Annotated in this window: 7 protein-coding genes and 1 pseudogene; 5 read left to right on the plus strand and 3 right to left on the minus strand. The window is 58.4% G+C overall.

Annotated features, from left to right (window positions below; all coding sequences use genetic code 11):
* Nucleotides 1-8: 8 nt before the first annotated feature.
* From GHO25_RS21075 to GHO25_RS21090, 5 genes are all read left to right on the plus strand, one after another.
* Nucleotides 9-365 carry a 4a-hydroxytetrahydrobiopterin dehydratase gene (locus tag GHO25_RS21075; protein WP_153392210.1) on the plus strand — a complete coding sequence of 119 codons (357 nt, stop codon included), beginning with the start codon at nucleotides 9-11 and terminating at the stop codon, nucleotides 363-365.
* Complete coding sequence (locus tag GHO25_RS21080; RefSeq protein WP_153392212.1) at nucleotides 365-1,561, plus strand: amino acid aminotransferase; 1,197 nt, start codon at nucleotides 365-367, stop codon at nucleotides 1,559-1,561. Before GHO25_RS21075 ends, GHO25_RS21080 begins: the two co-directional genes overlap by 1 nt.
* Before the next feature lie 224 nt (nucleotides 1,562-1,785).
* A complete protein-coding gene (locus GHO25_RS26640) occupies nucleotides 1,786-1,917 on the plus strand; it encodes a hypothetical protein (protein ID WP_256665532.1) in 132 nt (43 codons plus the stop codon).
* Nucleotides 1,918-2,007: 90 nt separating this feature from the next.
* Nucleotides 2,008-2,184: a hypothetical protein gene (locus GHO25_RS21085; RefSeq protein ID WP_088500399.1), complete on the plus strand. Its 177-nt coding sequence runs from the start codon at nucleotides 2,008-2,010 to the stop codon at nucleotides 2,182-2,184.
* Between the two features lie 36 nt (nucleotides 2,185-2,220).
* The gene (locus GHO25_RS21090) at nucleotides 2,221-3,408 is read left to right on the plus strand and encodes an MFS transporter (RefSeq protein ID WP_048386086.1); all 1,188 of its coding nucleotides are present in this window, start codon (nucleotides 2,221-2,223) and stop codon (nucleotides 3,406-3,408) included.
* 36 nt (nucleotides 3,409-3,444) lie between these two features.
* Here GHO25_RS21090 and arfB read toward each other — a convergent pair whose 3' ends face one another.
* The 3 genes and pseudogenes from arfB to GHO25_RS21105 all read right to left on the minus strand — a co-directional run.
* Complete coding sequence (gene arfB, locus GHO25_RS21095) at nucleotides 3,445-3,858, minus strand: alternative ribosome rescue aminoacyl-tRNA hydrolase ArfB (protein ID WP_048371466.1); 414 nt, start codon at nucleotides 3,856-3,858, stop codon at nucleotides 3,445-3,447.
* An 87-nt stretch (nucleotides 3,859-3,945) separates the two neighbouring features.
* Entirely contained in the window at nucleotides 3,946-5,364 is a 1,419-nt protein-coding gene (locus GHO25_RS21100; protein ID WP_048371468.1) for an amino acid permease, read from the minus strand.
* Nucleotides 5,365-6,019: 655 nt separating this feature from the next.
* Nucleotides 6,020-6,246, minus strand: a pseudogene (locus GHO25_RS21105) (23S rRNA pseudouridylate synthase B); the annotation flags it as partial.

Consider the following 6,246-nt stretch of genomic DNA (forward strand, 5'->3'; position numbering starts at 1 on the left):
AATACACCATGAACACATTGAACCAAGCCCACTGCGAAGCCTGCCGCGCCGATGCTCCACAGGTCAGCGACGAAGAGTTGCCGATTCTGATCAAGCAGATTCCGGACTGGAATATCGAAGTTCGCGACGGCATCATGCAGTTGGAAAAGGTTTTTCTGTTCAAGAATTTCAACTACGCCCTGGCGTTTACCAACGCCGTTGGCGAAATCTCGGAAGCAGAAGGCCATCACCCAGGTCTGCTGACCGAGTGGGGCAAAGTCACCGTGACCTGGTGGAGCCACTCGATCAAAGGCCTGCACCGCAACGACTTCATCATGGCCGCACGTACTGATGACGTGGCCAACACTGCCGAGGGTCGCAAGTAATGCATTTCGCAACAATTGGTCGGGTGCCGGGCGATCCCATTCTGGGGTTGATCGACGCCTACAACCAGGACAGTAACCCCAACAAGTTCGATCTGGGCGTGGGCGTGTACAAAGACGCCAGCGGCCTGACGCCGATTTTGCAGTCGGTCAAACAGGCCGAACAGCGCCTGGTGGATCAGCAGCAGACCAAAACCTACATCGGCGGCCACGGCGACAGCCGTTTTGGCCAACTGATCAGCGAGCTGGTACTGGGCACTGATTCGCCACTGCTGGCGGCCAAACGTGCGGGCGCCACGCAAACGCCGGGCGGTACCGGCGCATTGCGTCTAGTGGCCGACTTTATCGCGCACTGCCTGCCAGGGCGCGGGATCTGGCTGAGCGACCCGACCTGGCCGATCCACGAAAGCATTTTTGCCGAAGCCGGGCTGAAGGTGGGTCACTACCCGTACGTGGGCCGCGACAACACCCTCAACGTAGCCGCCATGCTTCACGCCCTGGAGCATGTACCCAAGGGCGACGTGGTGTTGCTGCACGCGTGCTGCCACAACCCGACCGGCTTTGACCTGTCGCAAGACGACTGGCTGCAGGTGCTGGATGTCGTGCGTCGGCGCGAACTGCTGCCCCTGATCGACTTTGCTTATCAGGGCTTCGGCGACGGGCTGGAAGAAGATGCCTGGTCAACTCGCCTGTTCGTGAGCGAACTGCCTGAAGTGCTGATCACCAGCTCTTGCTCGAAGAACTTCGGTCTGTACCGTGAGCGTGTCGGCGCGTTGATCGTGTGTGCCAATGACGCCGAAAAACTGACCGATGTGCGCAGCCAACTGGCGTATCTGGCGCGTAACTTGTGGTCCAACCCGCCTGATCATGGCGCCGCCGTGGTGGCGACCATCCTCGGTGATGCGCAGCTCAAGGCGCAATGGGCCGCCGAGGTGGAAGCCATGCGCAGCCGCATCGCGCAACTGCGCAGCGGCCTGGTCGAGGCGCTGACGCCATTCGGTCTGGCAGAGCGCTTTGCGCACATCAACCAGCAACGCGGGATGTTCTCGTACACCGGGTTGAGCACCGAGCAAGTGCAAGTGCTGCGTGAAAAACACAGCGTTTACATGGTCGGCTCAGGCCGCGCCAACATGGCCGGGGTCGATGGCACCCGTCTGGAGTTGCTCGCCAAGGCTATTGCACAGGTCTGCCAGCACTAAAAAACCTGTAGGAGCGAGCTTGCCTCGCGATCTTTTGAGCGTTTAAAAGATCGCGAGGCAAGCTCGCTCCTACAGGCCTGTTACAAGATGAATAAATCGCCACAATCGGCGCCAGACGCAATAAAAAGACAAATTGTCACACTCCCTCCTGTATCCTGCCCTTGCTTTTTAAAAGCGCCGATTTACCCAGCGATTTAAAAACACACCTTACGAGGAGCGCGACGATGCACGAGATCCCAAACCTCCCCTTCCCAAGCCTGCATGAAACTCAGCAGCCAACCCCGCAACACACCAGTGGCGAAAACCCCGCACTGGAAGAGGCTCAAGACAGCCTCCAGGCCGACAGCGAAGACTGACCGGCCATCTATCAGGCGGTGCGAAAAGCTTCAGGTTTTTCATACCGCCTGACACAATTGCGGCACCCTCCTCTTCTCGCGGACAACAGCGTGACTGACACCTTCAGCGACACCCAGGCCAGCGTCCTGATCGGCACCGCCGAAAAAATGATCGAGCTCTGGGAGCGTCTCAGCCCACAAAAGCAGGCCCTGCTGCTTAAGCGCTTCGGCACCCAGGAAAACGCACTGGCTGCTTTAATTGCGACACAATTGGTTGCACCGTTGTAATCTGCACCTTACCGCTCCCCGCAGGACCCCTACCCAATGCCTGAAACACAACGCCCTATGGCAATCACGCTGCAAGTGGTTTCCATCGTTCTGTTTACCTTTATCGGCTATTTGAACATCGGCATCCCGCTGGCCGTATTGCCCGGTTACGTTCACAACCACCTGGGCTATGGCACGGTCATCGCCGGGCTGGTGATCAGCGTGCAATATCTGGCCACGCTCCTGAGCCGCCCTTACGCCAGCCGCATCATCGATAACCAGGGCAGCAAACGCGCGGTCATGTACGGACTGGCCGGTTGCGGCTTGAGCGGTGTGTTGATGCTGACCTCAAGCTGGCTGGCGGCGGCACCTGCCTGGAGCCTGGCCAGCCTGCTGTTGGGCCGGCTGGTGCTGGGCAGCGCTGAAAGCCTGGTGGGTTCGGGGTCGATCGGCTGGGGCATTGGCCGGGTAGGCGCTGCCCACACCGCCAAGGTGATTTCCTGGAACGGCATCGCCAGCTACGGCGCCATTGCCATTGGCGCACCCCTGGGCGTGGTGATGGTCGGGCATTTGGGCATGTGGAGCCTGGGCGTGAGCATCATTGCCCTGGCCACGCTGGGCTTGCTGTTGGCCTGGCCAAAAGTGGCCGCGCCCATTGTCAGCGGCGTACGCTTGCCGTTTCTACATGTGCTGGGCCGGGTGCTGCCCCACGGTACAGGTTTGGCGCTGGGTTCGATTGGTTTTGGCACCATCGCCACCTTTATCACCCTGTATTACGCCACCAACCACTGGGAAAACGCCGCGCTGTGCCTGAGCCTGTTTGGCGCCAGTTTTATCAGTGCGCGCTTGCTGTTTGGCAACATGATCAACCGCCTCGGCGGCTTTCGCGTCGCCATTGCCTGCCTGAGCGTCGAAACCCTGGGCTTGCTGTTGCTATGGCTGGCGCCTGACCCGCATCTGGCCTTGGCCGGTGCGGCGCTGAGCGGTTTTGGCTTTTCGCTGGTGTTTCCGGCGCTGGGCGTTGAAGCGGTCAACCTGGTGCCCGCCTCCAGCCGAGGCGCAGCGGTGGGCGCCTACTCGCTGTTTATCGATCTGTCATTGGGCATCACCGGGCCGCTGGTGGGCGCGGTGGCAGCAGGTTTTGGCTTTACCTCGATCTTCCTGTTTGCAGCACTGGCGTCGTTTAGCGGGGTGCTGCTGAGTGTTTACTTGTATCGGCAGGCAAAGCTTGCACGAGGCAGCTAAGAACAACCCTCTCCCTCTGGCTGAGGGCTTTTGACTTTAAAAGTCCACCTTGCCCCGCCCCGCCTTGATACTTCCGCGTTTGGTCTTGGATTCGAGGCGTCGCTTTTTTGAGCCCAGGGTCGGCTTGGTCGGGCGGCGCTTTTTTTCGACTTTGGTCGCGCTCACGATCAATTCAAGCAAACGCTCCAACGCATCCGCCCGGTTCTGCTCCTGGGTGCGGTATTGCTGCGCCTTGATGATCAACACCCCGTCACTGGTGATGCGGCTGTCACGCAGCGCCAGCAGTCGCTCTTTGTAAAAAGGCGGCAAGGATGAGTTGGGGATGTCGAAGCGCAAATGCATGGCGCTTGAGACTTTGTTGACGTTCTGCCCGCCCGCGCCCTGGGCACGAATAGCCGTCAGTTCGATTTCGGCATCGGGGATATGCACGTTGTTGGAAATCACCAGCATTACAAAGGTCCATCAGCAGGGCGTGCAGCATACCCCACAAACAACACACCCGGCGCGGTGGCCGGGTGTGTTGTTTAACCGATCAATTTACTTGGCCGGGCTGTAAACCTCGGTAGAGGCTTGTTCAACACGCTTGGGTTTCAACCAGTAGCAGAGCCCCATAAAGGCCACCCAAATCGGCATTGCGAACACCGAGATGCGAATGCCCGGGATCAACAGCATGATCACCAGAATGAACGCCACAAACGCCAGGCAGATGTAGTTGCCGTACGGGTACCACAGTGCCTTGAACAACGGGGTTTGCGCGGTTTTGTTCATGTGCTGGCGGAACTTGAAGTGCGAGTAGCTGATCATCGCCCAGTTGATCACCAGCGTCGCAACCACCAGCGACATCAGCAGTTCCAGCGCGTCGTGCGGCATCCAGTAGTTGAGCAGTACCGCAATCACCGTCACTGCTGCCGAAGCCAGAATGGCATTGACCGGCACGCCGCGCTTGTCGATCTTGGCCAGCGCTTTAGGCGCATCGCCCTGCTGCGCCATGCCCAGCAACATACGGCTGTTGCAGTAGGTACCGCTGTTGTACACCGACAACGCCGCGGTCAGCACCACGAAGTTGAGGATGTTCGCTGCGGTGTTGCTGCCCAGCATCGAGAACACTTGTACAAACGGGCTGCTGCTGTAGCTGTCGCCACCAGCGTTGAGGGTTTCAAGCAGCGAGTCCCACGGGGTCAGCGACAGCAGAACCACCAGTGCACCGATGTAGAAAATCAGGATGCGGTAGATCACCTGGTTGATCGCTTTAGGGATCACGGTGCGCGGTTTGTCGGCTTCTGCGGCGGTGAAACCGAGCATTTCCAGACCACCGAACGAGAACATGATGAAGGCCATGGCCATCAGCAAACCGGTCACGCCGTGCGGGAAGAAACCACCATGCGACCACAGGTTGCTGACGGAAGCTTGTGGGCCGCCGCTACCACTGGTGAGCAAGTAACTGCCCAGGGCGATCATGCCGATAATGGCCACGACTTTGATGATCGCGAACCAGAACTCGGCCTCACCAAACACTTTGACGTTGGTCAGGTTGATTACATTGATCAGCACGAAGAAGGCTGCCGCAGAGGCCCAGGTCGGGATCTCGGGCCACCAGTAGTGCACGTATTTACCGACCGCTGTCAGCTCCGACATGCCCACCAGGATGTACAGCACCCAGCAGTTCCAACCCGACAGGAAGCCGGCAAAGCCGCCCCAATATTTATGCGCAAAGTGGCTGAAGGAGCCGGCAACAGGCTCTTCGACGATCATTTCGCCGAGCTGGCGCATGATCATGAAGGCAATGAAGCCGCAGATGGCATAGCCCAGAATCATTGATGGACCGGCCGATTTGAGTACCCCGGCCGAGCCGAGGAACAGGCCAGTACCAATCGCGCCGCCGAGGGCAATCAACTGTATATGACGATTTTTCAGGCCGCGTTTAAGCTCACCTGATTGCGAGGTTTTTCCACTCATTGAAAGCGTTCCACACAAGGTTTGATGTGATTCAGTGCGATGTAGCTTGAGCACCAGAGGCAGTGATCGAAGGGTCTACAACACACATCAAACCCCAGCGCAGACGCCAGGAATCCAAAGTTGTTTCACGAGTCATGCGTCACCTGTTTGTTTTTATCTGTGACGGAATCGAACCCGCAACGCTTGTGGCGATGCGGAGTTAACAAGGCGGGTTAGCCTCGAGGTTTTGGCCACTCATCACGGGGTTGAGCAGCGCAAAAAGCGCGGGTACGCAATTGGGTCACAGTTAAAACGCGGCGCATTGTACACCCGCTCGTAGGCAAGATCCCATCACACCGCCGTTTGCAAGACGAAACAAGCCAATAAACGGTCAGAAATGGTGCAAGCAGCCAGTTTTCCGGAAAGTATTCTTTACACAAGGGGTAAAACGGGCAGCTGTGCCGGATAACCTGTTGATTTTGTAGAGATAGCTTTACGAGACGTAAAGAAATCTTTCCACTTGGAAACCTGATTTTGTAGGAGCGAGCTTGCCTCGCGATCTTTTAGAAGATCAAAAGATCGCGAGGCGAGCTCGCTCCTACAGGGCCAGGTGATTTGCAGGCATAAAAAAACGCCAACCCTTTGGGGGTTGGCGTTTTTTCACAGCGCCGCAGGTTTACTCAGGCTTGCGACGGCCAAAGCCTGGACGCTGACCGGAACCGGACGGCGCGCCACGACGCTTGCCGGACGGCGCATCATCAACCAGCTTTGGACCCGAGCGCGTCGGCTTGGCCGGGCGCTTGCTGATTTCACTCGGACGCTCGGCGATCGGTGCACCGCGACCTGCCGGTACACGGTCAGTGCGGCCGGACGGCTTGCGGGCCGGACGGGCAGACTCATCAC

Source organism: Pseudomonas sp. FSL R10-1350 (genome assembly GCF_009600525.1).
GTDB classification, from domain to species: Bacteria; Pseudomonadota; Gammaproteobacteria; order Pseudomonadales; family Pseudomonadaceae; genus Aquipseudomonas; species Aquipseudomonas helleri.

What these genes read in the sequence shown, in the direction of transcription:
- GHO25_RS21100 (WP_048371468.1), bottom strand. Translation starts at nt 5,364, where the DNA reads ATGAGTGGAAAAACCTCGCAATCAGGTGAGCTTAAACGCGGCCTGAAA.
- GHO25_RS26640 (WP_256665532.1), top strand. Translation starts at nt 1,786, where the DNA reads ATGCACGAGATCCCAAACCTCCCCTTCCCAAGCCTGCATGAAACTCAG.
- arfB (WP_048371466.1), bottom strand. Translation starts at nt 3,858, where the DNA reads ATGCTGGTGATTTCCAACAACGTGCATATCCCCGATGCCGAAATCGAA.
- GHO25_RS21075 (WP_153392210.1), top strand. Translation starts at nt 9, where the DNA reads ATGAACACATTGAACCAAGCCCACTGCGAAGCCTGCCGCGCCGATGCT.
- GHO25_RS21090 (WP_048386086.1), top strand. Translation starts at nt 2,221, where the DNA reads ATGCCTGAAACACAACGCCCTATGGCAATCACGCTGCAAGTGGTTTCC.
- GHO25_RS21080 (WP_153392212.1), top strand. Translation starts at nt 365, where the DNA reads ATGCATTTCGCAACAATTGGTCGGGTGCCGGGCGATCCCATTCTGGGG.